This window comes from Streptomyces sp. NPDC059564 (genome assembly GCF_042735575.1).
Lineage (GTDB): Bacteria > Actinomycetota > Actinomycetes > Streptomycetales > Streptomycetaceae > Streptomyces.
On the sequence record NZ_JBHWBP010000030.1, the window covers coordinates 17,613 to 41,733 of the forward strand.

Below are 24,121 nucleotides of genomic sequence, written 5' to 3' on the forward strand. Positions count from 1 at the left end.
ACCGCCACCTGCCACAATTGGCAGCCTTCCACGCAAACGAAGGCAGGCGGGACGGCACAGTGACGATGTCCATCGAAGGCAGGATCGCCGAGGAGCTCGGCGTACGGGAGCGGCAGGTCAAGGCCGCCGTCGAGCTGCTCGACGGCGGCTCCACCGTGCCGTTCATCGCGCGCTACCGCAAGGAAGCGACCGAGATGCTCGACGACGCCCAGCTGCGCACCCTGGAGGAGCGGCTGCGCTACCTGCGCGAGCTGGAGGACCGCCGCGCGGCGATCCTCGAATCCGTACGGGAGCAGGGCAAGCTCGACGCCGAACTGGAGGCCCGGATCAACGCGGCCGACACCAAGGCCCGGCTGGAGGACATCTACCTCCCCTTCAAGCCCAAGCGCCGCACCAAGGCCCAGATCGCCCGCGAGGCCGGCCTGCAGCCGCTGGCCGAGGGCCTGCTGACCGACCCCTCCGTCGAACCGGCCGCGGCCGCCGCAGCGTTCGTCGACGCGGACAAGGGCATCGCCGACCCGGCCGCCGCCCTCGAAGGCGCCCGCGCCATCCTCACCGAGAAGTTCGCCGAGGACGCCGACCTGATCGGCGACCTCCGCGAGCGCATGTGGGGCCGCGGCCGCCTGGCCGCGAAGGTCCGGGAGGGCAAGGAGGAGTCGGGCGCGAAGTTCGCCGACTACTTCGACTTCGCCGAGCCCTTCACCGCCCTCCCCTCCCACCGCGTCCTCGCCATGCTGCGCGGTGAGAAGGAGGACGTCCTCAGCCTGGACCTGGAGCCCGAGCCGCCCGCCGACACCCCCGGCCCCTCCACGTACGAGGGCCTCGTCGCCCGCCGCTTCGGCATCGCCGACCGCGACCGCCCCGGCGACAAGTGGCTCGCCGACACGGTCCGCTGGGCCTGGCGCACGAAGATCCAGGTGCACCTGGGCATCGACCTGCGGAGCCGGCTGCGCGCCGCCGCCGAGGACGAGGCCGTACGGGTCTTCGCCGCCAACCTGCGCGACCTGCTGCTCGCGGCCCCCGCGGGCACCCGCGCCACGCTCGGCCTGGACCCGGGCTTCCGTACCGGCGTCAAGGTGGCCGTCGTCGACGCGACCGGCAAGGTCGTGGCCACGGACGTGATCCACCCGCACGTTCCCGCCAACAAGTGGGACGCCTCCCTCGCCACGCTCGCCCGCCTCGCGAAGGAGCACGCGGTCGAGCTCGTCGCCATCGGCAACGGCACCGCCTCCCGCGAGACGGACAAGCTGGCCGGGGACCTCATCACCCGCCACCCCGAGCTGAAGCTCACCAAGGTGATGGTCTCCGAGGCCGGCGCGTCCGTGTACTCGGCCTCCGCCTTCGCCTCGCAGGAACTCCCCGGCATGGACGTGTCGTTGCGCGGGGCCGTCTCCATCGCCCGCCGCCTGCAGGACCCGCTCGCCGAGCTGGTCAAGATCGACCCGAAGTCGATCGGCGTGGGCCAGTACCAGCACGACCTGGCGGAGACGAAGCTGTCCCGCTCGCTCGACGCGGTCGTCGAGGACTGCGTGAACGGCGTCGGCGTGGACGTCAACACCGCCTCCACGCCGCTGCTCTCCCGTGTCTCGGGCATCAGCGGCACCCTCGCCGAGAACATCGTGGCCCACCGCGACGCCAACGGCCCCTTCCGCAGCCGCAAGGGCCTCAAGGACGTCGCCCGCCTCGGCCCGAAGGCGTACGAGCAGTGCGCGGGCTTCCTGCGCATCCGCGGCGGCGACGACCCGCTGGACTTCTCCAGCGTGCACCCCGAGGCCTACCCGGTGGTCCGGGCGATGGGCAAGACGGCGGGCGCCGAGGTGGCCGCGCTGATCGGCAACTCCGCCGTCCTGCGGTCCCTGCGGCCCGAGCAGTTCGTCACCGAGGCCTTCGGCCTGCCCACGGTCACCGACATCCTGCGCGAGCTGGAGAAGCCGGGCCGCGACCCGCGCCCCGCCTTCAAGACGGCCACCTTCAAGGAGGGCGTCGAGAAGATCGGCGACCTGGCCCCCGGGATGATCCTGGAAGGGGTCGTCACCAACGTGGCCGCCTTCGGCGCCTTCATCGACATCGGCGTCCACCAGGACGGGCTGGCGCACGTGTCGGCCCTGTCGAAGACCTTCGTCAAGGACCCGCGCGACGTGGTGAAGCCGGGCGACATCGTCCGGGTCAAGGTCATGGACGTGGACATCCCGCGCAAGCGGATCTCGCTGACGCTGCGGCTGGAGGACGAGGACGGCCGTTCGACGGGCGCGCCCCGGCAGCGCGAGGAGCGCCAGGAACGTCAGGAACGCCGCGGCGGCCGCCCGCCGCAGCAGCGCGGCCAGGGCCAGGGCCAGGGCCAGGGCCAGCGCGGCGGCGGCGGTCAGGGCGCGAGCCGGCAGGGCGGCCAGGGCGGCGGCGGGCAGCGCGCGGGCGCCCCGGCCCCCGCCAACAGCGCCATGGCCGACGCCCTGCGCCGGGCCGGCCTCACGGGCCCGGAGGAGCGCCGCAAGCGGCCGTAGGACCAGAAGCGGAAGACCTGGCTCCGGGCAACCGGCAGGAGTGGCCGAATAGCCACCCCGCGGGGGGACGCACCTTGCCAACCCCCGTAGATGATCTGTAGGCATGGTGGAACGCCCGTTCGCTCGCGCGGACGGGCTTCCGCGTTTCTTCTCCCTCGGGAACCCCACTCCCGAGGCCGCCTCAAGGCACAGTACCCCATGCCGATGCCCGCCCACGCCTACCGACGCTGCCCGAGAAAGGGTCCGAAGAGGGAACACATGCCCTACCGGAATCTCAGCCTGCGCAAACGGTGCGAGTTGATTCTCGGTCACATGGATCTGACGCACCCGTTCTCCCTCGACGCCCTGTGCACACGGCTGGCCGAGCAGCGCGGCCGCCCGATCCGACTGCACCCCCTGCCCAGGGAGGCCGCCGAATCGGGCGTCTGCGGACTGTGGGTGGGCACCGAAACCGTGGACTACGTCTTCTACGAGGCCCAGACCACCCCCCTGCACCAGGAGCACATCGTGCTCCACGAGCTCGGCCACATCCTCTTCGGCCACCACTCCCTGGAGGGCGAGGACACCGACGGCCGCGCCCCCGTGATCCTCGGCCGCACCAACTACACCACCCGCCAGGAACAGGAGGCGGAGATGCTCGCGAGCATGATCCGCATCCGCACCTCGGGCCCCGGCCACGGATACCCGGCCACCGCGCCCCGGGGCGCCCTGGCCCGGCTGGAATCCGCCATGGGGTACGAGCGGGGCCCGCACGATGGCCGCTGACCTCACCGCCTTCGGCGACTGGCTCGCCGTCCCCAGCGTGCTGTGCCTGTGGGCCGCCGTCCTGCTGCGCGCCCCCGGCGCCCTGCGCTCCCCGCACCAGCGCGGACTGTGGTTCGCCGTCGCCACCGCCGCCGCGGCGATGACCCTGAACCTGCCCGCCGTCGTCGCGTACGCCACGGGCCGCGACCCCGGCTACGCGCACGCCATCGGCCTGGTCCGCAACCTCATCGGGGTCCTGTCGGCGGGCGCCGTGCTCTACTTCGTCGCCGCCGCCACCCGCGGCCGCAGGCTCCAGCTCGCCGCCTGGGCGGGCACCCTGCTCTGGCTCGGCACCCTGGTCGCCCTGGACGCCGCCGCCCCCGGCCACGGCACGCACACCATCCCGCCCGTCGGCTCCCCGGTGCCCTCGCTCGCGTACTGGCTCGTGCTGATCTCCGCCCACGTCATCGCCAACACCGTCTGCGTGTACGTCTGCTGGCGCTACAGCCTGCGCGCCGAGAGCCGGGGCCTCGCGGCCGGGCTGCGGCTGTTCGCCCTGGGCACCGCGCTGGCCGGCCTGTTCTGGTTCGCGTACCTGCTCAAGGCCCTGTTCGGCAGCACCTGGGCGATGCCCGCCCTGCCGCTGATGATGAACCTGCACGGGCTGCTGCGCGCCGCCGCGATCCTGGTGCCCACCCTGTTCACGCTGCGCCGCGCCACCGCCGACATCACCACCGCCTGGCGGCTCTGGCCGCTGTGGCGGGACCTCGTCCAGGCCGTCCCGCACGTGGTCCTCTCCGAGCCCCGGGCCGGGCGGGTGCTGGAACTGCTGTGGCCGCCCGTACCGCGCAACCTGCTCGTCTACCGCAAGGTCATCGAGACCCGCGACGCGATCCTGATCCTCGGGGAGTACGTCTCCCCGGGCGTGCCCGAACTGGCCCGCAGCCACGTCGCCGGGAGCCGGATACCCGACCGGCGCCGCGCGGCGGCCGCGCTGGCCTGCGTACTGAAGGAGGCGCGGCGGGCGAAGCTGGGCGGGCTGCCCGTGCAGTCTGGGGCGGCCACCGCCCTGGAGCTGCCGTCCGCGATGCAGACCTCCGAGGAGGGCGGCGGGCTGGAGGACGAGGCCCGCTTCCTGGTGGACGTCGCCCAGGCCTACGCCTCCCCCGAGACCACCGCTTTCACCCCCGGCCCGTACAGGAAGTGACACCCTTGAGCACCACCGTTCTGATCACCGGGGCCAGCGCCGGCCTGGGCGCCGCCTTCGCGCGCGGCTTCGCCGCCAAGGGCTGCGACCTGGTCCTCGTCGCCCGGGACAAGACCCGCCTGGAGGCCCTCGCCGAGAGCCTCGGCCGGGAGTTCGGCGCCGCCTGCGAGGTGCTGCCCGCCGACCTGCTGGACCCGGACCAGTGCGCGGCCGTCGCCGGACGGCTCGCCGACCGGACCCGGCCCGTGGACATGCTGGTCAACAACGCCGGATTCGGGCTCCCCGCGCCGTTCCCGTACAGCCCGGTCGAGGACGAGGAGCGGATGCTCGACCTGCTCGTCAAGGTCCCGCTGCGGCTCACCCACGCCCTGCTGCCCGGCCTGCGGGAGCGCCGCCGGGGCGCGGTCCTCAACGTCGCCTCGGTCGCCGGACTGCTGCCGACCGGCACCTACGGGGCGGCGAAGGCCTGGATCACGGCCTTCAGCGAATCCCTGCGGGTGGACATGGAGCCGTACGGGGTCCGGGTGCTGGCCGTGGTCCCGGGCTTCACCCGCACCGAGTTCCAGGAGCGCGCCGGGATGGACGTCAGCGCCCTGCGCGACGCGGTGTGGCTGGAGCCCGAGGCCGTCGTGGCCAAGGCGCTGCGCGACCTCGCCCTGCGCCGCCCGCTCAGCATCACCGGCCGCCACTACCAGGCGTACGCCCTCGCGGCCCGCCACCTCCCGCGCGCCTTCGTGGCCCGGAAGATGGCCCGTACCCGACGGGCGCCGGCGGCGGCGCAGTCCGACTGACCGGCCGCCGCACGGGGGCGGCTACAGCTCGGTGACCTTGCCGTCCGCGACCTCCAGGCGGCGGGTCACGTGGACGGCGTCCAGCATGCGGCGGTCGTGCGTGACCAGCAGCAGGGTGCCCTCGTAGGACTCCAGCGCCGCCTCCAGCTGTTCGATCGCCGGCAGGTCGAGGTGGTTCGTCGGCTCGTCCAGGACGAGGAGGTTCACCCCGCGGCCCTGGAGCAGCGCCAGGGCCGCACGGGTCCGCTCGCCGGGGGAGAGGGTCGCCGCCGGGCGCAGCACGTGCGCCGCCTTCAGGCCGAACTTGGCGAGCAGCGTGCGCACTTCCGCCGGCTCGGTGTCCGGGACGGCCGCGCAGAAGGCCTCCAGCAGCGGCTCGTCGCCGAGGAACAGCCCGCGCGCCTGGTCGACTTCGCCGACCAGCACGCCGGAGCCGAGGGTCGCGGAGCCGGAGTCCGGGGCGAGCCGGCCGAGCAGCACCGCGAGGAGGGTGGACTTGCCGGCGCCGTTGGCCCCGGTGATCGCCACCCGGTCCGCCCAGTCGATCTGCAGGCTGGCCGGGCCGAAGCCGAAGTCGCCCCGCTGGACGGTGGCTTCGCGCAGGGTGGCGACGACCGAGCCGGAGCGCGGGGCCGCCGCGATCTCCATGCGCAGCTCCCATTCCTTGCGCGGCTCCTCCACGACCTCCAGCCGCTCGATCGCGCGCTGCGTCTGCCGGGCCTTGGCGGCCTGCTTCTCGCTGGACTCGCCGCGCAGGTTCTTGCCGATCTTGTCGTTGTCGCTCGCCTTGCGGCGGGCGTTGCGCACGCCCTTGTCCATCCAGTTGCGCTGCATCTGCGCCCGGCCTTCGAGGGCGGACTTCTTGCCCGCGTACTCCTCGAACTCCTCGCGGGCGTGGCCGCGGGCGCGCTCGCGCTCCTCCAGGTAGGACTCGTAGCCGCCGCCGTAGAGGTTGATCTGCTGCTGGGCCAGGTCGAGTTCGAGGACCTTGGTGACCGTCCGGGTCAGGAACTCGCGGTCGTGGCTGATGACGACCGTGCCCGCGCGCAGGCCCTTCACGAACTGCTCCAGCCGCTCCAGCCCGGCCAGGTCCAGGTCGTTGGTGGGCTCGTCCAGGAGGAACACGTCGTACCGGGACAGCAGGAGCGAGGCGAGTCCGGCGCGGGCCGCCTGGCCGCCGGAGAGGGCCGCCATCGGCAGGTCCAGGCTCACGGCGAGGCCGAGCTCGTCGGCGACCTCCTGGGCCCGCTCGTCGAGGTCGGCGCCGCCGAGGTTCAGCCAGCGGTCGAGGGTGTCCGCGTACGCGTCGTCCGCGCCCGGGGTGCCGTCGACCAGGCCCTGCGTGGCCTCGTCGAGGGCGGCCTGCGCGGCGGCGACTCCCGTACGGCGGGCGAGGAACTCCCGCACCGACTCGCCGGGGCGCCGCTCGGGCTCCTGCGGGAGGTGGCCGACGGCCGCGCCGGGCGGGGAGAGCCGCAGGTCACCGGTCTCCGGGGTGTCCAGCCCGGCGAGCATCCGCAGCAGGGTCGACTTCCCGGCGCCGTTGACGCCGACGAGTCCGATGACGTCGCCGGGCGCGACGACGAGGTCGAGATCGGCGAAGAGCGTGCGCTCACCGTGCGCGGCGGTGAGGTTCTTGGCGACGAGGGTTGCAGTCATGATGCCCCGATCCTATCCGCGCGGCCGCCGCCGTCTGCCGCCGTCCGGCGCCGTCCGGATAGGTGGGTTGCCTGTCATTGCGGCCATCGGCTCCCGCGTCACACCATGGAGGCATGTCGTCGCGAAACGTGTTGGCCGTCCTCTACGACGGGGTCCAGAGCCTGGACGTCACCGGACCCGTCGAGGTGTTCCACGGTGCCGGGTACGCGATCCGGACGGTGTCCCTCGGCGGGGCGCCGGTACGGACCGACAGCGGGCTCACCCTCGTCCCGGACGGGGACCTGGAGAGCGCCCGGCCCGGCGCGGGCACCACGCTCCTGGTGCCCGGGGGCCGGTACCGCGGCGACTTCGAGCCCCGGCTCACCGCCTGGCTGCGCGCGTACGGGGGACGCGCGGAGCGGCTGGTGTCGGTGTGCACCGGGGGACTGCTGCTGGCCGAGGCCGGGCTGCTCGACGGCCGGCGGGCGACGACGCACTGGAACGCGTGCGAGCAGATGGCACGGGACTACCCGGCGGTGTCGGTGGAGCCGGACCCCATCTACGTACGGGACGGACCCGTCTCCACCTCGGCCGGGGTCACCGCCGGGATCGACCTGGCGCTGGCGCTGGTGGAAGAGGACCTCGGGCGGGACGTCGCGCTGCTGATCGCCCGCTACCTGGTGGTGTTCCTGCGCCGACCGGGGAACCAGGCGCAGTTCAGCGTGCAGCTGGCGGCGCAGACGGCACGGCGGGAGCCTCTGCGGGACGTGCAGCACTGGATCGCCGAGCATCCGGGCGGGGATCTCAGCGTGGAGGCCCTCGCCGCGCGGGCGGCGCTGTCGCCCCGGCACTTCGCGCGGGCCTTCCAGGCGGAGACGGGGGTGACGCCGGGGCGGTACGTGGAGCGGGTGCGGGTGGAGCACGCGCGGCGGCTGCTGGAGGAGGGCGGCGGGGGCGGGGTGGCGCAGGTCGCGCGGGCGTGCGGCTACGGCACCCCGGAGGCCCTGCGCCGGGCCTTCGTCCGCAACCTCGGCCAGCCGCCGGCGGAATACCGGCGCCGCTTCGGCCCTTAGGCTCCGCCGGTCCGCCGGTCCGCCGGTCCGCCGGTCCGCCGGGATGCGCGCCCCGCCGCCCGGGGTCCGTACCGCCGCGCGGAGCGAGCCCCCACCCCGCCCCTTCCCGAAACCGGGACTCCGCCCCGGCCCCCGAAACCCCCCGGGGCTCCGCCCCGGACTCCGACCGGCCCGGGCTTTGCCCGACCGCCCCGGACCCGCCCCGGGCTTTGCCCGACCATCCGGGCTGCGCCCCGCACCCCGGGCTCCGCCCCGCACCCCGACCCGCCCCGGGCTTTGCACGACCGCCCGTGGGCGGGGACACCTTCAACCCATCGCTCTGGAGGAGCCATGCAGATCGCCGTACTGCTCTACGACCGTTTCACCGCCCTCGACGCCATCGGGCCGTTCGAGACGCTCGGCCGGCTGCAGGGGGCCGAGGTCGTGTTCGTGGCCGAGCGGCCCGGGCCCGTGCGGACCGACAACGGGGCCCTCGCGCTCGTCGCCGACAAGGGGCTCGACGAGGTCACGCGGCCCGACATCGTCATCGTGCCCGGCGGTCCGCACACCGAGGTGGAGATGAAGAACCCCGTGGTCCTCGACTGGCTGCGGGCCGTCGACGCCACCACCACCTGGACCACCTCCGTCTGCACCGGCTCGCTCCTGCTCGCCGCCGCCGGGCTGCTCGAAGGGCGCCGGGCCACCAGCCACTGGCTCTTCCTCGACCGGCTGCCGGCCTTCGGCGTCCGGCCGACCGGGGAGCGGGTGGTCTACGACGGGAAGTACGTCACCGCCGCCGGGGTGTCCTCCGGCATCGACATGGGCCTCGGCCTCCTCGGGAAGATCGCCGGGGACGAGTACGCCCAGACCGTGCAGCTGATGTGCGAGTACGACCCCCAGCCGCCCTACGACGCCGGTTCCCCGGAGAAGGCCCCGGCCGAGATCGTCGCCCGGCTGCGCGCTACTCCGCCGACGGCCAGCTGAACCGCGGCGCCCGCCGCTCCAGGAACGCGGCGACACCCTCCGCGGTGTCGCCGCTCGCGGCCGCCTGCCCCGCCCAGTACGCGTCCCGGTCGGTGCGCCCGTCCGTGAACTCCTTCGCCGCCGCCTGCGTCAGCCGCGACCGCGTGGTCAGGATCCGCGTGAACTCCCCGACGCGCTTGTCCAGTTGCCCGGCCGGCAGCAGCTCGTGCAGGAACCCGGCCCGCAGCGCCTGCTCGGCGCCGATCAACTCCGCCGAGAACAGCAGGTACTTGGCCCAGGCCGGGCCCACCACGGACGCCAGCCGCCGCGTCGAGGAGGCCGGGTAGACGATGCCCAGCTTCGCGGGGGTCACCCCGAAGGAGGCGCCCTCCTCCGCGAACCGCAGGTCACACGCCGCCGCGAGCTGGCTGCCGCCGCCCACGCAGAACCCCCGGATCGCCGCCACCGTCGGCTTTGGGAAGGCCGCCAGGGCCTCCTCCGCCGCCACCGCCAGGGCCTGCGGATCGTCGTCGCCGGTGAGGGAGGAGATGTCGGCGCCCGCGCAGAAGGTCGGACCGGCCCCGGTCAGGACCAGCACCCGGACGGCCGGATCCGCGGCCAGGCCCGGCAGCAGCTCCGGCAGGGCGCGCCACATCGAGGCGGTCATGGCGTTGCGCTTGGCGGGGTGCGAGATGACGACGGTGGCCACGCCGTCGGTGACGGTGGAGCGGAGGGCTGCGTCCATGCGCCGGATGCTATCCCGGGCCGCCGATCCTATGATCAAGGGAGTCCGTCCCCCGGGGGGTGCTGAAAGGTGGCACGCCCATGGGCACCGACCGTTCCGACCGCACCGCTCCGCAACCCCAGCAGGAGAAGAAGGAGCTGAAGCGCGGCTACGGGCTGCTGGCCCTGCTCGGGGTGATCCTCGTGATCGCGGGCCTGGTGGGCCTGGTGTACACCGGCGTGGCCACCCTGACCTCGATGGTCCTCTTCGGCTGGCTGCTGCTGATCGGCGGTGTGGTCGGTCTCGCGCAGGCCGTGCTGTCGCGGGGGAGCAACTACTTCTGGCTCGCCGTCATCGTCGCCGCGATCGACCTGGCGGCCGGGTTCGTGATCCTGCGGCGCCCCGAGGCGAGCGCCGAGGCGCTGACCATGTTCGCCGCGCTGCTGTTCCTCACCGGCGGGGTGTTCCGCCTCGTCGGCGCGCTGGTGGTGCGCGGCGCCAACTTCGGGCCGGCCCTCGTCCAGGGCGCCTTCGGGATCCTGCTCGGGGTCCTGATCCTCTCCAGCTGGCCTGGCAGCAGTCTGTACGTGATCGGTACGTTCTTCTCGCTCGCCCTGCTGTTCGACGGACTGAGCCTGGTGGTCATGGGAATGGGCGCCCGGCGCATCCTCGGCCTGGTCAGGGAGGACGAGGGGGCGTCCGGGCCGAAGGAGGTGGACGGGGTCCGCGAGGCGGCCGAGAAGAGGCCCGCACCGGATCAGAAGCAGTCGCACAACTGACTCTGTCATACGCCAATGGTCAGAAAGTGTCCGATTGACGCTGACTTCTGGTCAGCGACGCGGTCCGGACCAGCGCCGTCCCCACTCTTGGCACGTGGAGACGATCGAGCGCGAAGACGGGGGCCGGAAGATGAACGACAGCGGGAGCGTCCCGCCAGCCAGGGAGGGTGAGGCGCCGGCTCCGGCGGACCCCCTCGCGTACGAGGGAGTGTGGCGCTTCACCGCGCCCGCGGTAGAAGAATCCGTTCCCCAGGCCCGCCGCGCGGTCCGCGACCTGCTCGGCCGCCAGGGGGTGCCGGCCCAGCAGGACCTGGTGTACTCCCTGCTGCTGATCGTCTCCGAACTGGTGACGAACTCGGTCCGGCACGCGGCCCTGCTCTCCCCGGAGGTGGCCGTCGAGGTCGCGGTGGGCCGCGAGTGGGTACGGGTGGCCGTCGAGGACAACCACCCGTACCGGCCCAAGGCGCTGGAGGCCGATTTCGGCCAGACCGGCGGCCGGGGCCTGCTGCTGGTGCGCGAGATCACGCGGGAGGCCGGCGGGGTGTGCGACGTCGAGCACACCTCGACGGGCGGCAAGGTGATCTGGGCCGCCCTCCCGCTCGCCGCCACCCCCGCGCCCTGAGCCGCCGGCCGGCCGCCGGGAGCGGCGGCACCGGGGCGGCCGCGCGGGGGCGGCGTACCCGCTACCAGCCCGCGGCGTCGCCGGTCAGCTCGCGGATCGCGGGGCGCGCCGCGTCCAGCACCGTCATGAACCAGGCCGAGAACGGCACCTCGGCGTGCTGCTTGACCAGTTCCGCGGCCGTGACGAAGGCCGTGTCGCCGACCTCCTCCGGATCCGGCTTCGGCGTCGACTGCGCCAGTCCCACGAAAAGGTGGTTGTACTCCTGCTCGACCAGCCCGGACGCGGGGTCCGGGTGGTTGTAGCGCACGGTCCCCGCCTCCGCGAGCAGCGACGGCGACAGGCCCAGCTCCTCGTGGGTCCGCCGGGCCGCCGCCGCGAACGGGGACTCGCCGGGGTAGGGGTGGCCGCAGCAGGTGTTCGACCAGACGCCGGGGGAGTGGTACTTCCCGAGGGCGCGCCGCTGGAGCAGCAGCCGGCCCTGCTCGTCGAAGAGGAACACGGAGAACGCCCGGTGCAGCAGACCGGGCGCCTGATGGGCGGAGAGCTTCTCCGCCGTGCCGATGGTGTTGCCGGACTCGTCGACCAGTTCGAGCATGATCGATTCCTGAGTTCCGGTGCCGGCGGACGCGCTGTTGGCGTCGGTGGCTGGTGTGGTCGGCATACCCATCCTTCGCTTCGGACTCCGGCCTTCAGTCTGCCGTACAAAAGAGGCTTGTCCCCACTTCGGCGATCAACGCATGTCCGCCCTCCGCCGCGTGGTAGGCGGCGGAGGGCGGACACGCGCCTGCGCGGTCAGATCCCGAACGGGGCCGGATATCCGATCGTTCCCGCCGGCACCGGAACGGAATCGTCCAGTACCAGCGCCATCATCGCCTCGTCGGGCACCTCGAAGGGCGCCCGGATCCCGAAGGCGGACGCCGGAACGAAGCCGAAGCGCGGGTAGTACGCGGGATGCCCGAGGACCAGCACCAGCGCCTCCCCCCGCTCCCGGGCCGCCGCGAGCAGGCCCCGTACGACGGCACGGCCGGCGCCCGAGCGCTGGAGCGCGGGATCGACGGCCACCGGCGCGAGCGCGAGGGCCGCTGCGCCGTCCACCGCGCACCGGGTCAGCAGGGCGTGCGCCGCCACCGACCCGTCCGGGCCCTCGGCGACGTAGGAGAGCCCCGGCAGCCAGGCGGCGTCGGCGCGCAGCGCGTCCACCAGATCAGCCTCGAGCGGGGTGTCGAAGGCCGCCAGGTTGACGGCCCGCACGGCGGCCACGTCGGAGGCGGCTTCCGGCCGGACCGGCCAGCGGCCGACGGCGGTGTGGGTGTGGGTGTGGATGTTGTCCGTGGTGTGGGTGTGGTCGGTCAACGTGAGCCCTTGAACGGGGGCTCCGGCCGACGGGGCCGAACGGTGCGCTCAGCCCTGGCGGGGAGCCCGGAAGGAAGAGAGGGGGACGTACCGGAGTGCGCCGCGCTCGGCAGCGACCACTGCGACGGTCATCGACCCCACCTCATTTCTCGTTCCGGGACGTGTTTACGGGACTCGTACACGTCGGCGTCCACCCTAACATCCGGGACCAAACGGGCCTCAAGGGACCCAAAAGGCTGATGAATACGGCGTTCCATTCATCCGATAGCCTCTGCCGACGTGCCGCCGCCCCACCGGGCGCCCCTTCGAGAAATGTTCGCTGCAAGGAGTGAGTCCGTCTGTCGACCGTCATCCTCACCGGCCTGCCGGTCCCCGGATCACCGCTTGAAGACGAGCTCCGCTCGCTCGGGTTCGACGTCCGCCCCGTCACCGGTCCCGAAGACACCGCCGCCGCGCTGGCCCGCGTACCCGCCGACGAGCGGGTGGCCGTCGTCGACAGCGCCTTCGTCGGGCACCCGCACGCGCTGCGCCTCGCGCTGACCGACCCGCGCTTCGACGCCTGCGCCGTGACCGGCGCCTTCGCCGTGCAGGCCGGAGCGCGCGGCGCCCTCGACAAGGCCGCCGCCCTCGCGCCCACCGGCACCGGCCCCTACGCGGACCGGCTCGCCGCCGCCGTCGAGGCCGCCGGGACCACCGTCCAGCGGCCCGAGCTCGGCACCCTGGTCGCGGCCGTGCCCGCCGCCGGGGCGCAGCGCGACGAGGCCGTCGCCGCCGTGGCGGCCGTGGACGACGAGGCGGTACGCCTGCGCACCGCCGTGAAGTCCCGCGACGGGTTCTTCACCACCTTCTTCATCAGCCCGTACTCGCGCTACATCGCCCGCTGGTGCGCGCGCCGCGGTTTCACCCCGAACCAGGTCACCACCGCCTCCCTGCTCACCGCGCTGGTCGCGGCGGGCTGCGCCGCCACCGGCGAGCGCTGGGGCTACGTCACGGCCGGGGTGCTGCTGCTCGTCTCCTTCGTCCTGGACTGCACCGACGGGCAGCTCGCCCGCTACTCGCTGCAGTACTCGACGCTGGGCGCCTGGCTCGACGCGACCTTCGACCGCGCCAAGGAGTACGCCTTCTACGCGGGGCTCGCGCTCGGAGCCGCCAGGAACGGCGACGACGTCTGGGCCCTGGCGCTCGGCGCGATGATCCTCATGACCTGCCGGCACGTCGTCGACTTCGCCTTCAACGAGGCCAACCACGACGCCACCGCGAACACGAGCCCGACCGCGGCCCTCTCCGACCGGCTCGACAGCGTCGGCTGGACCGTCTGGGTCCGACGCATGATCATCCTGCCGATCGGCGAGCGCTGGGCGATGATCGCGGTGCTGACCGCCTTCACCACCCCGCGGATCGTCTTCTACGCGCTCCTCGCCGGCTGCGCCTTCGGCGCGCTCTACACCACCGCGGGCCGCGTCCTGCGCTCCCTGACCCGCAAGGCGACCCGCACCGACCGGGCGGCGCGGGCACTCGCCGACCTCGCGGACTCCGGGATCCTCGCCTGGACCGGCTCCCCCCGGCCCGGCAAGCGGCCCGACCGCGCCGCGGTGTGGCTGGCCGCGGCCGGCGTGGTGCTGATGACCGGCGGCGCCGTGATCCGCGGCTTCGGCGACCCGTGGCTGGCCGGGACGGCCGTGGCCTACGTCCTGTTCTCCGGAGCGGCGGTCGCCGCCCCCCTCAAGGGCCCCCTCGACTGGCTGATCCCGCCGCTCTTCCGGTTCGCCGAGTACGTGACGGTCCTGGTGCTCGCCGCGAAGGCGGACGTGCCCGGAGCCCTTCCCGCCGCATTCGGACTGGTCGCGGCGGTCGCCTACCATCACTACGACACGGTCTACCGCATCCGCGGTGGCTCGGGCGCGCCCCCGCACTGGCTGGTGCGGACGACCGGCGGCCACGAGGGCCGGGTCCTGCTGACCGTGGTGCTGGCCGCCGTCCTCGCCCGTGACGCGTTCCCCGTCGCGCTCACGGCCATGGCCGTGTTCGTGGCACTGGTGGTGCTCGTGGAGAGCATCCGCTTCTGGGTCTCCTCCGGAGCACCCGCCGTACATGACGAAGGAGAACCAGCATGATCGGCCTTGTACTCGCTGCCGGTGCCGGACGCCGCCTGCGTCCCTACACCGACACCCTGCCCAAGGCCCTCGTGCCGGTCGGTCCCGAGGGGCAGGAGGACAGCCTCACCGTCCTCGACCTGACCCTGGGCAACTTCGCCGAGGTCGGCCTCACCGAGGTCGCCGTCGTCGTCGGCTACCGCAAGGAGGCCGTCTACGAGCGCCGCGAGGCGCTGGAGGCCAAGTACGGCGTCAAGATCACGCTGATCGACAACGACAAGGCCGAGGAGTGGAACAACGCCTACTCCCTGTGGTGCGCGCGTGACGTCCTGGCGCAGGGCGTGATCCTCGCCAACGGCGACACCGTCCACCCCGTCTCCGTCGAGAAGACCCTGCTCGCCGCCCGCGGCAACGGCCGGAAGATCATCCTCGCCCTCGACACGGTCAAGAGCCTGGCCGAAGAGGAGATGAAGGTCGTCACCGCCGACGGTCAGGGCGTGCGGAAGATCACCAAGCTGATGGACCCGGCCGACGCGACGGGCGAGTACATCGGTGTCACCCTCATCGAGCCCGAGGCCGCCGAGCAGCTCGCCGAGGCCCTGAAGACCACCTTCGAGCGCGACCCCGACCTCTACTACGAGGACGGCTACCAGCAGCTCGTCAACGACGGCTTCACCATCGACGTCGCCCCCATCGGCGACGTCAAGTGGGTCGAGATCGACAACCACGACGACCTCGCCAAGGGCCGGACGATCGCATGCCAGTACTGACGCGGCTGATCCCCTCGCCTGTTGTCGTCGACATCAGCCGAGGGGCGATGGACGACCTGGCCGGCCTCCTGGCCGACCAGCGCATCTCCGCGTCCGGCAAACTCGCCATCGCGATCAGCGGGGGCTCCGGTCAGGCGCTGCGCGCCAAGCTGGAGCCCGTCCTGCCGCACGCCGACTGGTACCCGGTCGTCGACGGCACCATCGATTCCGCGGTCAAGCTGGCCGACGACATAAAGGGCCGCCGCTACGACGCCGTCGTGGGCCTGGGCGGCGGCAAGATCATCGACGTGGCGAAGTACGCCGCCGCGCGGGTCGGCCTGCCCATGGTGGCCGTCGCCACCAACCTGTCGCACGACGGGATCTGCTCCCCGGTGTCCATCCTGGACAACGACAACGGGCGCGGCTCCTACGGCGTGCCCACGCCGATCGCCATGGTGATCGACCTCGACGTGATCAAGGAGGCCCCGGTGCGGTTCATCCGCGCCGGGATCGGCGACGCGATCTCCAACATCTCGGCCATCGCCGACTGGGAGCTCTCGCACGCGATCACCGGCGAGGCCGTCGACGGCCTCGCCGCCGCCATGGCACGCACCGCGGGCGAATCCGTCCTGCGCCACCCCGGCGGATGCGGGGACGACGAGTTCCTCACCGTGCTCTCCGAGGCCCTCGTCCTCTCCGGCATCGCCATGTCGATCAGCGGCGACAGCCGGCCCTCGTCCGGCGCCTGCCACGAGATCAGCCACGCCTTCGACCTGCTCTACCCGGGGCGCTCCGCGCTCCACGGCGAGCAGGTCGGCATCGGCGCCGCCTTCGCGATGCACCTGCGCGGGGCCGCCGAGCAGGCCGGACTGTTCGTCCAGGTGCTGCGCGGCCACGGACTGCCCGTGCTGCCCGAGGAGATCGGGTTCAGCGTGGACGAGTTCGTCGCGGCCGTCGACTACGCCCCCCAGACCCGCCCGGGACGCTTCACCATCCTGGAGCACCTCAACCTGTCCGCAGCCGAGATCAGGGACGCTTACGCCGACTATGCCCAGACCATCCGTAGCTGAACTCCGGCCCGTCGTTCACCCGCCGGGCGTCAAGGACCGGCGCAGTGGCGAGCACTGGGGCGGACGCCTGTACATGCGCGAGATCTCGCTGCGCATCACCCGTCTCCTGGTCACCACCAAGGTCACGCCGAACCAGCTGACCTACGTGATGACCCTCGCCGGGGTCCTCGCCCTGCCCGCCCTGCTGGTGCCGGGCGTCTGGGGCGCCGTCCTCGGCGTGCTGGCCGTCCAGCTGTACCTGCTGCTCGACTGCGTCGACGGCGAGGTGGCCCGCTGGAAGAAGCAGTTCTCGCTCTCCGGGGTCTACCTGGACCGGGTCGGCGCGTACCTGTGCGACGCCGCGGTGCTCGTCGGCTTCGGCCTGCGCGCCTCCGACCTGTGGGGCACCGGGCGCATCGACTGGCTGTGGGCCTTCCTGGGCACCCTCGCGGCGCTCGGCGCGATCCTGATCAAGGCCGAGACCGACCTCGTCGGCGTGGCCCGCCACCAGGTCGGCAAGGAGCCGGTGAAGGAGTCGGCGTCCGAGCCGCGCTCCTCCGGCATGGCGCTCGCCCGCAGGGCCGCCGCCGCGCTCAAGTTCCACCGGCTCGTCCTCGGCATCGAGGCGTCCCTCCTCATCCTGGTGCTCGCCGTCCTGGACCAGATCCGGGGCGACCTGTTCTTCTCCCGGCTGGGTGTCGCCGTACTGGCCGGCATCGCGCTGCTCCAGACCCTGCTGCACCTCGTGTCGATCCTGGCCTCCAGCAGGCTGAAGTGACCGCGGCGATGCGGCTGGGCGCCGTGATCATCACCATGGGCAACCGTCCCGACGAGCTCAAGGCTCTCCTGGAGTCCGTGGCCCGGCAGGACGGCGCCCCCGTCGAGGTGGTCGTGGTCGGCCAGGGCGTGGAGCTCACCGGGCTGCCCGAGGGCGTACGCACGGTCTCCCTGCCGGAGAACCTGGGCATCCCGGGCGGCCGCAACGTCGGCATCGAGGCCTTCGGCCCCGGCGGCCGCGACGTCGACGTCCTGCTCTTCCTCGACGACGACGGGCTCCTGGAGCGCACCGACACCGCCGAGCTGTGCCGGCAGGCCTTCGCCGAGGACCCCGAGCTCGGGATCGTGAGCTTCCGCATCGCCGATCCGGACAGCGGCGAGACCCAGCGCCGCCACGTGCCCCGGCTGCGCGCCTCGGACCCGATGCGCTCCTCCCGCGTGACCACCTTCCTGGGCGGCGCCAACGCCGTCCGCACGACGGTGTTCGAGCAGGTCGGAGGCCTGCCCGGGGAGTTCTTCTACGCCCACGAGGAGACCGACCTCGCCTGGCGGGCGCTCGACGCGGGGTGGCTGATCGACTACCGCGCGGACATGGTGCTGCTGCATCCGACGACCGCCCCGTCCCGTCACGCCGTCTATCACCGTATGGTGGCCCGTAACCGGGTGTGGCTCGCCCGCCGCAACCTGCCCGCCCCGCTGGTCCCGGTCTACCTGGGCGTCTGGCTCGCGCTGACGCTCGTACGCAGGCCTTCGCTGCCGGCGCTCAAGGCCTGGTTCGGCGGATTCAAGGAGGGCTGGACCACTCCTTGCGGTCCCCGGCACCCCATGAAGTGGCGTACGGTCTGGCGGCTGACCCGGCTGGGCCGACCGCCTGTCATCTGACAAGCTCGCGTCTGGGAGCATGGGCCCGATCACGGGTCCGGCGCTCCAGCCCCGATGCCCCTCCTGCCGCATCTTGAAGACGGAAAGTTTCAACTTGTGAGTGACACAACCCACGACGGCGCCCTCGCCACGAGCAAGCCGCCGTCCGACGACGCGGGCCTGAGCCCCGCCGAGCTCGCCAGGAAGTACGGCCTGTCGGTCAGTGGCGCTCGGCCCAGCCTGGGCGGATACGTGCGGCAGCTCTGGGGCCGGCGCCACTTCATCATGGCCTTCTCGCGGGCCAAGCTGGTGGCGCAGTACAGCCAGGCGAAGCTCGGCCAGATCTGGCAGGTGGCGACCCCGCTGCTGAACGCGCTCGTCTACTACCTGATCTTCGGCCTCATCCTGAACGCGGGCCGGGGCATGGAGAAGGGGGTGTACATCCCCTTCCTGGTGATGGGCATCTTCGTCTTCACCTTCACCCAGAACTCGCTGATGGCGGGCGTCCGGGCGATCCCCGGCAACCTCGGCCTGGTGCGCGCGCTGCACTTCCCGCGCGCGTCGCTGCCGATCTCCTTCTCGATGCAGCAGCTCCAGCAACTGCTCTACTCGATGATCGTCGTGGTCATCGTGGCGGTCGCCTTCGGGAACTATCCGCAGCTGTCCTGGCTGCTGGTGGTCCCGACGCTGGCCCTCCAGTTCGTCTTCAACACCGGCCTCGCGCTGGTCTTCGCGCGGATGGGGTCCAAGACCCCCGACCTCGCGCAGCTGATGCCCTTCCTCACGCGCACGTGGATGTACGCCTCGGGCGTCATGTTCTCGATCAGCGAGATGCTGAAGGACAAGCCGGCGTGGATCGCGGACGTCCTCCAGTGGAACCCCGCGGCGATCTACATGGACCTCGTCCGCTTCGCCCTGATCGACGACTACGGTGCCGAGAACCTCCCGCCCCACGTCTGGGCCTTCGCGGTCGGCTGGGCCGTCCTCATCGGCGCCGGCGGTTTCGTGTACTTCTGGAAGGCTGAGGAGCGTTACGGCCGTGGCTGAGATCACCAAGGGCAACGTGCCCACCGTCATCGCCGACGAGGTGCACATCGTGTACCGCGTCAACACCGGCAGTTCCGGCCGCGGCAGCGCCACCGCGGCGCTGAGCAAGATACTCCGCCGCGGCAAGGGCGACGCCCCGGGCGTCCGCCGGGTCCACGCCGTACGCGGAGTCTCCTTCACGGCGTACCGCGGCGAGGCCATCGGCCTCATCGGCTCGAACGGCTCCGGCAAGTCCACCCTGCTGCGCGCCATCGCGGGCCTGCTGCCCTGCGAGTCCGGCAAGGTCTACACCGACGGCCAGCCCTCGCTGCTGGGCGTGAACGCCGCGCTGATGAACGACCTCACGGGCGAGCGCAACGTGGTCCTCGGCGGTCTCGCGATGGGCATGACCCGCGAGCAGATCAAGGAGCGCTACGAGGACATCGTCGACTTCTCCGGGATCAACGAGAAGGGGGACTTCATCTCCCTTCCCATGCGCACCTACTCCTCGGGCATGGCCGCGCGCCTGCGCTTCTCGATCGCGGCCGCCAAGGACCACGACGTCCTGATGATCGACGAGGCGCTCGCCACCGGTGACCGCAAGTTCCAGGTCCGCTCCGAGGCGCGCATCCGCGAACTGCGGGAGAAGGCCGGCACGGTCTTCCTGGTGAGCCACAACAACAACTCCATCCGCGACACCTGCAGCCGGGTGCTGTGGCTGGAAAAGGGCGAACTCCTGATGGACGGGCCCACCGAGGAAGTCGTCTCGGCGTACGAGAAGGCCACCAGCCACTGACCGGCTGATCACTTCGATCCGGCCCGGGCCGCTTCCCGGCCGCCGCAAGGCCCCTGCCGCTCCGCGCGGCGGGGGCTTCGCCAGGTGTACGCCGGGCAACCGGAGGCCGACATTCCGGGACGCGATGACCACCCGATAGGCCCCGGCGGTGTTGTACAGCGTAAGCTGGACCAGTTCTCAATCGCGCCAAGAGGGGACGATTCCCCGCAGCCGGTCCTCCCCGGATACTCCCGGGTAAAGTTCGGCGGCGTGTCCGAAATGGGATGACTTGGGTCGGCAGTGTAGAACGGGAGACGTGACGGCAATGGCTACGGGAACTCTGCGGCCCCCAGGCACAGTGGCCGTCCCCGCCACGGGCGGCGGGCGGTGACCCCCGGGCCCGGCATCCGGCCCGGCGCCCCCGACGCCGCACTCGACCCCCACGCCCGCGCGACCCTCGCCAAGGCCGCGGCGGAGAACTTCCCCGTCGCCCCCGCCTTCCTGCCGCGCGCCTGGCGCGACGGCCTGACGGCCGTCTACGGCTACGCCCGCCTCGTCGACGACATCGGCGACGGCGACCTCGCCCCCGGTGGCCGCGACGCCGTGCTCCTCGGCCTGGAACCGGCCGCCGTCGACGACCGGCTCGCCATGCTCGACGCCTTCGAGGCCGACCTGCTGCGCGTCTTCGGCTCCGCCGACGGCCCGCCCCGCCACCCCCTGTTGCTGGCCCTGCGGCCCGTCGTCCGCGACCACGGCCTCACCCCCGAGCCCTTCCTCGGGCTGATCGAGGCCAACCGCCAGGACCAGCGCGTCTCCCGCTACGAGACGTACGGGGACCTGCTGGACTACTGCGAGCTCTCCGCCAACCCGGTCGGCCGCCTCGTGCTCTCCCTCACCGGTACGAGCACCCCCGAGCGGGTGCGCCGCTCCGACGCCGTCTGCACCGCCCTCCAGATCGCCGAACACCTCCAGGACGTCACCGAGGACCTCGGCCGCGACCGGATCTACCTCCCGGCCGAGGACATGCGCCGCTTCCACGTCGCCGAGGCCGACCTGCGGGCGGCGTCCGCCGGCGCCTCCGTGCGCTCCCTGGTCGCGTTCGAATCTGAACGCGCACGCGAGCTCCTGAATGAAGGCACCCCCCTCGTGGGTAGCGTGCACGGCAGGCTACGGCTGTTGCTCGCGGGATTCGTGGGAGGGGGGCGAGCCGCCCTGCGAGCGATTTCGGCCGCCGGCTTCGACGTGCTTCCCGGCCCGCCCAAGCCCACCAGGAGCCTCCTGCTCCGCGAGGTGGCCGCCGTATTGCGCACAGCGCCGAGAAAGGGGTGAGCCCGAACGTGGAGGGCCCCACACACGCGTCCGCACCGTCAGCTCCGGTCCTCGCGGCCTACAGCTATTGCGAGGCCGTCACCGGCACGCAGGCGCGCAACTTCGCGTACGGCATCAGGCTGCTGCCCACCGACAAGCGGCAGGCGATGTCCGCGCTGTACGCCTTCTCGCGGCGCGTGGACGACATCGGCGACGGCACGCTGGCGCCCGAGGCCAAGCTCGTCCGGCTGGAGGAGACGCGCGCCCTGCTCGGCCGGATCCGGTCCGAGGAGATCGCGGAGGACGACACCGACCCGGTCGCCGTCGCCCTCGCGCACGCCGCGCGCCGCTTCCCCATCCCCCTCGGCGGCCTCGACGAACTCATCGACGGCGTCCTGATGGACGTCCGCGGCCAGGAGTACGAGACCTGGGACGACCTCAAGGCCTACTGCCGCTGCGTGGCCGGAGCCATCGGACGGCTCTCGCTCGGCGTCTTCGGCACGGTGAACACCGGCGGCCTCGGCGCCGCCGAAGCGGCCCGCGCCGACGAGTACGCCGACACCCTGGGCCTGGCCCTGCAACTCACCAACATCCTCAGGGACGTTCGCGAGGACGCGGCCAACGGACGCACCTACCTCCCGGCCGAGGACCTCGCCAAGTTCGGCTGCTCGGAAGGCTTCCGCGGCGAGCGGATGCCGCCCGGATCCGACTTCGCCGGCCTCGTCCACCACGAAGTACGGCGCGCCCGGGCCCTGTTCGTCGAGGGCTACCGGCTGCTGCCGATGCTCGACCGGCGCAGCGGCGCCTGCGTGGCCGCGATGGCCGGGATCTACCGCCGCCTCCTGGACCGCATCGAGCGCGAACCCGAGGCGGTGCTGCGCGGACGCGTCTCGCTGCCGACCCACGAGAAGGCGTACGTGGCCGTCCGCGGCCTCTCGGGCCTCGACGCCCGCACCATCTCCCGCCAGAGCACGCGGAGGCGCATCTGATGGCCCGCACGAGGACCCGCGGCCCCGCCGCATCCCTCCCGGCAGGTCCGGCGGGCGGCCGGGCAACCCCGCCGCGGGCGGCGGCGTCTCTCCGGGCGGGCGAAGCCGGGCCCCGGGCCGCGGCGGGATCCGCCGCGCCCGCACCCACCGACCAGAACGGCCACCGCACCACGGGGGAGGACGCATGAGCAGCGCGCCGCAGCACGCGCCGCAGGACGCCGGCCGGCGTGCCGTCGTCGTCGGCGGCGGCCTCGCCGGAGTCACCGCCGCGCTCCAACTCGCCGACGCCGGACTCCAGGTGACCCTGCTCGAAGGCCGCCCCCGGCTCGGCGGCCTCGCCTTCTCCTTCAAGCGCGGCGAGCTCACCGTCGACAACGGCCAGCACGTCTACCTGCGGTGCTGCACCGCCTACCGGTGGTTCCTGGACCGCGTAGACGGCGCCGCCCTCGCCCCCCTCCAGGACCGGCTCGACGTCCCCGTGCTCGACGTCGCCCACCCCGGCGGACCGCGCCTGGGCCGGCTGCGCCGCAGCGCCCTGCCCGTCCCGCTGCACCTGGCCGCCTCGCTGGCCCGCTACCCGCACCTCTCCCTCGCCGAACGGGCGAGCGTCGGCCGCGCCGCCCTCGCCCTGCGCCGCCTCGACCCCGCCGACCCGGCGCTCGACGGCCTCGACTTCGCCACCTGGCTGGCCCGCTACGGCCAGTCCCCGCGCACCATCGAAGCCCTCTGGGACCTCGTCGGCATCGCCACCCTCAACGCCACCGCCGAGCAGTCCTCACTGGGCCTGGCCGCCATGGTCTTCAAGACCGGCCTGCTCTCCGAGAACGGCGCAGCCGACATCGGCTGGGCCCGCGTACCGCTGGGCGACCTCCACGACACCCTCGCCCGCAAGGCCCTCGACGCCGCCGGCGTACGCACCGAACTGCGCACCCGGGTCACCTGCCTCTCCCGTACCGGCGAAGGCCACTGGCGCGTCGACACCGAGGAGGAGTCCCTCCGGGCGGGCACCGTCGTCCTCGCCGTCCCGCAGCGCGACGCGCACGCCCTGCTGCCGCCCGGCGCGCTCGCCGACCCGGACAAGCTCCTCGACATCGGCACCGCGCCCATCCTCAACGTCCACGTCGTGTACGACCGCAAGGTGCTCCGGCAGCCCTTCTTCGCCGCGCTCGGATCGCCCGTCCAATGGGTGTTCGACCGCACCGACGCCTCCGGGCTCACCGACGGCGGCCAGTACCTGGCCCTGTCCCAGTCGGTCGCCCAGGACGACATCGACGAACCCGTCTCGGTGCTGCGCACCAAGTACCTGCCCGAGCTGGAGCGGCTGCTGCCCGCCGCCCGCGGCGCGAAGGTACGCGACTTCTTCGTCACCCGGGAACGCACCGCCACCTTCGCCCCCACCCCGGGCGTCGGCCGGCTGCGCCCCGGCCACCGGACCGACACGCCGGGGCTCTATCTCGCCGGTGCGTGGACCGCCACCGGCTGGCCCGCGACCATGGAGAGCGCCGTCCGCAGCGGCCTCGGCGCCGCGCGAGCGGCGCTCGAGACCCTCGGCCGCCCCGCCGGACATCCTCCGCAGGAGGCGGCATGACGACGAGCACGACCAACAGCACGACCGGCACAGCACGTACAGGAACCAGAGGAGAGCCAGTGAACCCGGGGAACCCGGCTGTCGAGAACACGGCTGCCAGTGTGGGCACGGCCGGCGGGGAGAAGGCGGACACGCTCGCCCTCCTGGAACGCGGCCGCACGCTGTCGACCCCCGTGCTCCGCGCCGCCGTAGACCGGCTCGCGGCGCCCATGGACACCGTCGCCGCCTACCACTTCGGCTGGATCGACGCCCAGGGCAACCCGGCGGACGGCGACGGCGGCAAGGCCGTGCGCCCCGCCCTCGCCCTGCTCTCCGCCGAGGCCGCGGGCGCCTCCGCGGAGGTCGGCATCCCCGGTGCCGTCGCCGTGGAGCTCGTCCACAACTTCTCGCTGCTGCACGACGACCTGATGGACGGCGACGAGCAGCGCCGCCACCGCGACACGGTGTGGAAGGTGCACGGACCGGCGCTGGCGATCCTCGTCGGCGACGCCCTCTTCGCCCTCGCCAACGAGGTCCTCCTGGAGCTCGGCAC

Annotated in this window: 23 protein-coding genes; 19 read left to right on the plus strand and 4 right to left on the minus strand. The window is 72.9% G+C overall.

What is annotated here, in order from left to right; genetic code table 11:
- Nucleotides 1-59 precede the first annotated feature (59 nt).
- The 4 genes from ACFV0Q_RS08805 to ACFV0Q_RS08820 all read left to right on the plus strand — a co-directional run bounded on the left by ACFV0Q_RS08805 (nucleotide 60) and on the right by ACFV0Q_RS08820 (nucleotide 5,243).
- Nucleotides 60-2,501 (plus strand): Tex family protein, encoded by a 2,442-nt coding sequence (locus tag ACFV0Q_RS08805; protein ID WP_385002607.1) that lies wholly within the window; start codon nucleotides 60-62, stop codon nucleotides 2,499-2,501.
- 312 nt (nucleotides 2,502-2,813) lie between these two features.
- The gene (locus tag ACFV0Q_RS08810; RefSeq protein ID WP_385002610.1) at nucleotides 2,814-3,266 is read left to right on the plus strand and encodes a hypothetical protein; all 453 of its coding nucleotides are present in this window, start codon (nucleotides 2,814-2,816) and stop codon (nucleotides 3,264-3,266) included.
- Nucleotides 3,256-4,452, plus strand: coding sequence for an MAB_1171c family putative transporter (locus ACFV0Q_RS08815; RefSeq protein ID WP_385002613.1), 1,197 nt, complete (start codon nucleotides 3,256-3,258; stop codon nucleotides 4,450-4,452). The genes ACFV0Q_RS08810 and ACFV0Q_RS08815 overlap by 11 nt, the downstream gene beginning before the upstream one ends.
- 5 nt (nucleotides 4,453-4,457) lie before the next feature.
- Nucleotides 4,458-5,243, plus strand: a complete 786-nt coding sequence (locus ACFV0Q_RS08820) for an SDR family NAD(P)-dependent oxidoreductase (protein ID WP_385002616.1) — start codon at nucleotides 4,458-4,460, stop codon at nucleotides 5,241-5,243.
- A 21-nt stretch (nucleotides 5,244-5,264) separates the two neighbouring features.
- On the opposite strand, the gene ACFV0Q_RS08825 is transcribed toward ACFV0Q_RS08820, so the two are convergent.
- Nucleotides 5,265-6,902, minus strand: a complete 1,638-nt coding sequence (locus tag ACFV0Q_RS08825; RefSeq protein WP_385002618.1) for an ABC-F family ATP-binding cassette domain-containing protein — start codon at nucleotides 6,900-6,902, stop codon at nucleotides 5,265-5,267.
- Between the two features lie 113 nt (nucleotides 6,903-7,015).
- On the opposite strand from ACFV0Q_RS08825, the gene ACFV0Q_RS08830 reads away from it, so the two are divergent.
- The gene (locus tag ACFV0Q_RS08830) at nucleotides 7,016-7,954 is read left to right on the plus strand and encodes a GlxA family transcriptional regulator (protein ID WP_385002621.1); all 939 of its coding nucleotides are present in this window, start codon (nucleotides 7,016-7,018) and stop codon (nucleotides 7,952-7,954) included.
- A gap of 330 nt (nucleotides 7,955-8,284) precedes the next feature.
- Nucleotides 8,285-8,917: a DJ-1/PfpI family protein gene (locus tag ACFV0Q_RS08835; RefSeq protein WP_385002624.1), complete on the plus strand. Its 633-nt coding sequence runs from the start codon at nucleotides 8,285-8,287 to the stop codon at nucleotides 8,915-8,917.
- Here the strand turns inward: ACFV0Q_RS08835 and ACFV0Q_RS08840 are convergent.
- Nucleotides 8,895-9,641 (minus strand): enoyl-CoA hydratase/isomerase family protein, encoded by a 747-nt coding sequence (locus ACFV0Q_RS08840; protein WP_385002627.1) that lies wholly within the window; start codon nucleotides 9,639-9,641, stop codon nucleotides 8,895-8,897. The genes ACFV0Q_RS08835 and ACFV0Q_RS08840 overlap by 23 nt on opposite strands.
- Before the next feature lie 80 nt (nucleotides 9,642-9,721).
- Between ACFV0Q_RS08840 and ACFV0Q_RS08845 the strand changes: the two genes are divergently transcribed.
- Nucleotides 9,722-10,399, plus strand: coding sequence for an HdeD family acid-resistance protein (locus tag ACFV0Q_RS08845; RefSeq protein ID WP_385002630.1), 678 nt, complete (start codon nucleotides 9,722-9,724; stop codon nucleotides 10,397-10,399).
- Between the two features lie 94 nt (nucleotides 10,400-10,493).
- Entirely contained in the window at nucleotides 10,494-11,021 is a 528-nt protein-coding gene (locus tag ACFV0Q_RS08850) for an ATP-binding protein (protein WP_385002633.1), read from the plus strand.
- A 61-nt stretch (nucleotides 11,022-11,082) separates the two neighbouring features.
- On the opposite strand, the gene idi is transcribed toward ACFV0Q_RS08850, so the two are convergent.
- Together idi and ACFV0Q_RS08860 are read right to left on the minus strand one after the other, a co-directional pair.
- Entirely contained in the window at nucleotides 11,083-11,682 is a 600-nt protein-coding gene (gene idi / locus ACFV0Q_RS08855; protein ID WP_385002636.1) for an isopentenyl-diphosphate Delta-isomerase, read from the minus strand.
- Nucleotides 11,683-11,813: 131 nt separating this feature from the next.
- Nucleotides 11,814-12,374, minus strand: a complete 561-nt coding sequence (locus ACFV0Q_RS08860) for a GNAT family N-acetyltransferase (RefSeq protein ID WP_385002639.1) — start codon at nucleotides 12,372-12,374, stop codon at nucleotides 11,814-11,816.
- Nucleotides 12,375-12,712: 338 nt separating this feature from the next.
- Here ACFV0Q_RS08860 and ACFV0Q_RS08865 point away from each other — a divergent pair, with 338 nt between their 5' ends.
- The 11 genes from ACFV0Q_RS08865 to ACFV0Q_RS08915 all read left to right on the plus strand — a co-directional run.
- Nucleotides 12,713-14,488, plus strand: coding sequence for a DUF5941 domain-containing protein (locus tag ACFV0Q_RS08865; RefSeq protein WP_385002671.1), 1,776 nt, complete (start codon nucleotides 12,713-12,715; stop codon nucleotides 14,486-14,488).
- Entirely contained in the window at nucleotides 14,485-15,237 is a 753-nt protein-coding gene (locus ACFV0Q_RS08870; RefSeq protein WP_385002642.1) for a sugar phosphate nucleotidyltransferase, read from the plus strand. Before ACFV0Q_RS08865 ends, ACFV0Q_RS08870 begins: the two co-directional genes overlap by 4 nt.
- Nucleotides 15,225-16,286 carry an iron-containing alcohol dehydrogenase family protein gene (locus tag ACFV0Q_RS08875; protein ID WP_385002645.1) on the plus strand — a complete coding sequence of 354 codons (1,062 nt, stop codon included), beginning with the start codon at nucleotides 15,225-15,227 and terminating at the stop codon, nucleotides 16,284-16,286. Before ACFV0Q_RS08870 ends, ACFV0Q_RS08875 begins: the two co-directional genes overlap by 13 nt.
- Nucleotides 16,264-17,043 carry a CDP-alcohol phosphatidyltransferase family protein gene (locus tag ACFV0Q_RS08880; RefSeq protein ID WP_385002649.1) on the plus strand — a complete coding sequence of 260 codons (780 nt, stop codon included), beginning with the start codon at nucleotides 16,264-16,266 and terminating at the stop codon, nucleotides 17,041-17,043. The genes ACFV0Q_RS08875 and ACFV0Q_RS08880 overlap by 23 nt, the downstream gene beginning before the upstream one ends.
- An 8-nt stretch (nucleotides 17,044-17,051) precedes the next feature.
- A complete protein-coding gene (locus ACFV0Q_RS08885; RefSeq protein ID WP_385002674.1) occupies nucleotides 17,052-17,924 on the plus strand; it encodes a glycosyltransferase family 2 protein in 873 nt (290 codons plus the stop codon).
- A 96-nt stretch (nucleotides 17,925-18,020) separates the two neighbouring features.
- Complete coding sequence (locus ACFV0Q_RS08890; protein WP_385002652.1) at nucleotides 18,021-18,950, plus strand: ABC transporter permease; 930 nt, start codon at nucleotides 18,021-18,023, stop codon at nucleotides 18,948-18,950.
- The gene (locus tag ACFV0Q_RS08895; protein WP_385002655.1) at nucleotides 18,943-19,725 is read left to right on the plus strand and encodes an ABC transporter ATP-binding protein; all 783 of its coding nucleotides are present in this window, start codon (nucleotides 18,943-18,945) and stop codon (nucleotides 19,723-19,725) included. Before ACFV0Q_RS08890 ends, ACFV0Q_RS08895 begins: the two co-directional genes overlap by 8 nt.
- Before the next feature lie 366 nt (nucleotides 19,726-20,091).
- The gene (gene hpnC / locus ACFV0Q_RS08900) at nucleotides 20,092-21,033 is read left to right on the plus strand and encodes a squalene synthase HpnC (protein WP_385002658.1); all 942 of its coding nucleotides are present in this window, start codon (nucleotides 20,092-20,094) and stop codon (nucleotides 21,031-21,033) included.
- 8 nt (nucleotides 21,034-21,041) lie between these two features.
- Complete coding sequence (gene hpnD / locus ACFV0Q_RS08905) at nucleotides 21,042-22,001, plus strand: presqualene diphosphate synthase HpnD (RefSeq protein ID WP_385002661.1); 960 nt, start codon at nucleotides 21,042-21,044, stop codon at nucleotides 21,999-22,001.
- Between the two features lie 184 nt (nucleotides 22,002-22,185).
- Nucleotides 22,186-23,589, plus strand: a complete 1,404-nt coding sequence (hpnE, locus tag ACFV0Q_RS08910; protein WP_385002665.1) for a hydroxysqualene dehydroxylase HpnE — start codon at nucleotides 22,186-22,188, stop codon at nucleotides 23,587-23,589.
- Nucleotides 23,586-24,121, plus strand: a 536-nt coding sequence (locus tag ACFV0Q_RS08915) for a polyprenyl synthetase family protein (RefSeq protein ID WP_385002668.1), incomplete at its 3' end; no start/stop codon positions are given. The genes hpnE and ACFV0Q_RS08915, both read left to right, overlap by 4 nt.

Excerpts from the sequence above, each read along its gene's own strand:
- ACFV0Q_RS08870 (WP_385002642.1), top strand. The coding sequence starts at position 14,485 with ATGATCGGCCTTGTACTCGCTGCCGGTGCCGGACGCCGCCTGCGTCCC.
- ACFV0Q_RS08840 (WP_385002627.1), bottom strand. The coding sequence starts at position 9,641 with ATGGACGCAGCCCTCCGCTCCACCGTCACCGACGGCGTGGCCACCGTC.
- ACFV0Q_RS08880 (WP_385002649.1), top strand. The coding sequence starts at position 16,264 with ATGCCCAGACCATCCGTAGCTGAACTCCGGCCCGTCGTTCACCCGCCG.
- ACFV0Q_RS08875 (WP_385002645.1), top strand. The coding sequence starts at position 15,225 with ATGCCAGTACTGACGCGGCTGATCCCCTCGCCTGTTGTCGTCGACATC.
- ACFV0Q_RS08825 (WP_385002618.1), bottom strand. The coding sequence starts at position 6,902 with ATGACTGCAACCCTCGTCGCCAAGAACCTCACCGCCGCGCACGGTGAG.
- ACFV0Q_RS08810 (WP_385002610.1), top strand. The coding sequence starts at position 2,814 with ATGGATCTGACGCACCCGTTCTCCCTCGACGCCCTGTGCACACGGCTG.
- ACFV0Q_RS08815 (WP_385002613.1), top strand. The coding sequence starts at position 3,256 with ATGGCCGCTGACCTCACCGCCTTCGGCGACTGGCTCGCCGTCCCCAGC.
- idi (WP_385002636.1), bottom strand. The coding sequence starts at position 11,682 with ATGCCGACCACACCAGCCACCGACGCCAACAGCGCGTCCGCCGGCACC.
- hpnE (WP_385002665.1), top strand. The coding sequence starts at position 22,186 with ATGAGCAGCGCGCCGCAGCACGCGCCGCAGGACGCCGGCCGGCGTGCC.
- ACFV0Q_RS08845 (WP_385002630.1), top strand. The coding sequence starts at position 9,722 with ATGGGCACCGACCGTTCCGACCGCACCGCTCCGCAACCCCAGCAGGAG.
- ACFV0Q_RS08835 (WP_385002624.1), top strand. The coding sequence starts at position 8,285 with ATGCAGATCGCCGTACTGCTCTACGACCGTTTCACCGCCCTCGACGCC.
- ACFV0Q_RS08830 (WP_385002621.1), top strand. The coding sequence starts at position 7,016 with ATGTCGTCGCGAAACGTGTTGGCCGTCCTCTACGACGGGGTCCAGAGC.
- ACFV0Q_RS08885 (WP_385002674.1), top strand. The coding sequence starts at position 17,052 with ATGCGGCTGGGCGCCGTGATCATCACCATGGGCAACCGTCCCGACGAG.